General features: G+C 71.8%; 3 protein-coding genes. All 3 read right to left on the bottom strand.

From position 1 onward, the window contains the following. Positions 1-16: 16 nt before the first annotated feature. A complete protein-coding gene (locus IH13_RS0117775) occupies positions 17-745 on the bottom strand; it encodes a response regulator transcription factor (protein ID WP_031085597.1) in 729 nt (242 codons plus the stop codon). Positions 746-787: 42 nt separating this feature from the next. Then, positions 788-970, bottom strand: coding sequence for a hypothetical protein (locus IH13_RS0117770; protein WP_031085596.1), 183 nt, complete (start codon positions 968-970; stop codon positions 788-790). 13 nt (positions 971-983) lie between these two features. Then, positions 984-1,786: S1C family serine protease (locus IH13_RS0117765; protein ID WP_031085593.1), on the bottom strand; the 803-nt coding region annotated here is incomplete at its 5' end.

Genomic DNA, 1,786 nt, shown 5'->3' with positions numbered 1-1,786 from the left:
CGCCGCGGCAGACCGGTCACCCGTCACCGCCGCCGGACCGCAGCGCGTAGCCGACGCCCCGCACGGTGTGCACGAGGCGGGGCTCGCCGCCGGCCTCCGTCTTGCGGCGCAGGTACATCACGTACACGTCCAGGGAGTTGGAGCTGGGCTCGAAGTCGAAGCCCCAGACGGCCTTGAGGATCTGCTCCCGGGTGAGGACCTGCCGGGGGTGGGCCAGGAACATCTCCAGCAGGGTGAACTCGGTGCGGGTCAGCTCGACCCGGCGGGTGGAGCGGGTGACCTCGCGGGTGTTCAGGTCCATGCGCAGGTCCGCGAAGGACAGCACGTGGTCGTCGGGGGTGCCGCCCGCCGCGACCGCGTACGAGCTCCGGCGCAGCAGGGCCCGGATGCGGGCGAAGAGCTCGTCCAGTTCGAAGGGTTTGACCAGGTAGTCGTCGGCGCCCGCGTCGAGGCCGGTGACCCGGTCGCCCACGGTGTCGCGGGCGGTGAGCATGAGGATGGGCGTGGTCGAGCCGGTGGAGCGGATGCGCCGGGCGGCGGTGAGGCCGTCCATGCGGGGCATCTGGATGTCCAGGACGATCAGGTCGGGACTGTACGTCTCCACCTTGGCCAGGGCGTCGTACCCGTCCACGGCGACCTCGGTTCCGTAGCCCTCGAAGGCGAGGCTGCGCTGCAGGGCCTCGCGTACGGCGGGTTCGTCGTCGACGATCAGGACACGCTGGGGATCGTCCTCCGCGGGGCTCATCACTTCCTGGTCCTCTTCTCGTGGGGCTGTTCTGCCGGGCCCTCAGCGTCCCACGCGTGCGGCGCGGAGGCGCGCGGCACGTCGTTCGCGGGAGCCCCGGCCGCCGTTCCGGCCGCTGCGGACCTCGGGCGAGCGGCCGGTGCCGGGGGCGGGGGCGGCCAGTTCGGCCGCCAGGGCGAGGGGGAGGGCCAGGCCGGAGGGCCCGGTGTCGGTGGCGGGGTTCATGCGGTCCTCCGGGTCAGGAGCCGTCACCGGCGCGCAGGGCGTCCAGGTCGGCCTTGACGGTGTCGACGGGAATGGCGAAGCCGAGGCCCACGCTGCCCGCCGAGGAGCTGCCGGCCGAGGCGTCGGACGAACTCGGGGAGTACATCGCCGAGTTGATGCCGATGATCTCGCCGTTCATGTTGATGAGGGCGCCCCCGGAGTTCCCGGGGTTGAGCGAGGCGTCGGTCTGGATGGCCTTGTACGTGGTCTTGGACGTGCCGGTGTCTCCGTTGAACTGCCGCCCGCCGAACTCGAACGGCCAGCTCTCGCCGCCCTGTTGCCGTTGCTGCCCCTGGTCGTCGTCCTTGGCGACGGTGACGTCCCGGTCCAGCGCGGAGACGATTCCGCTGGTGACGGTGCCGGTGAGGCCTTCGGGCGAGCCGATCGCCACGACCTCGTCGCCGACCTTCACCGAGGAGGAGTCGCCGAGTACGGCCGTCTTCAGCCCGCTCGCCCCCTGGAGCTTGACGAGGGCCAGGTCCTTGTCGGCGTCGGTGCCGACCACATCGGCGGTGTACGTCTTGCCGGTGCTGAGCGACACCTCGATCTGCGAGGCACCGGAGACGACGTGGTTGTTGGTGACGATCTCGCCGTCCGCGGTGATGACGACACCGGAGCCGGTGGCCTCTCCCGCCGAGGACGTCGCGCTGATCTCGACGATCGCCGGGGACACGGCCGCCGCCACACCGGAGACCGTGCCGACGCTGCTTTTCGACACGGTGGTGCCGCTGACCGCGCCGCCGGAGCCGGCGGTGGCCTGGCCGCCGTCGGCGAAGG

Source organism: Streptomyces sp. NRRL WC-3549 (assembly GCF_000721935.1).
Classification (GTDB): domain Bacteria; phylum Actinomycetota; class Actinomycetes; order Streptomycetales; family Streptomycetaceae; genus Streptomyces.
The sequence above is the reverse complement of the archived record's forward strand: the minus strand, read 5'-3'. Positions and strand labels throughout refer to the sequence as shown.

Excerpts from the sequence above, each read along its gene's own strand:
- IH13_RS0117775 (WP_031085597.1), bottom strand. The coding sequence starts at position 745 with ATGAGCCCCGCGGAGGACGATCCCCAGCGTGTCCTGATCGTCGACGAC.
- IH13_RS0117770 (WP_031085596.1), bottom strand. The coding sequence starts at position 970 with ATGAACCCCGCCACCGACACCGGGCCCTCCGGCCTGGCCCTCCCCCTC.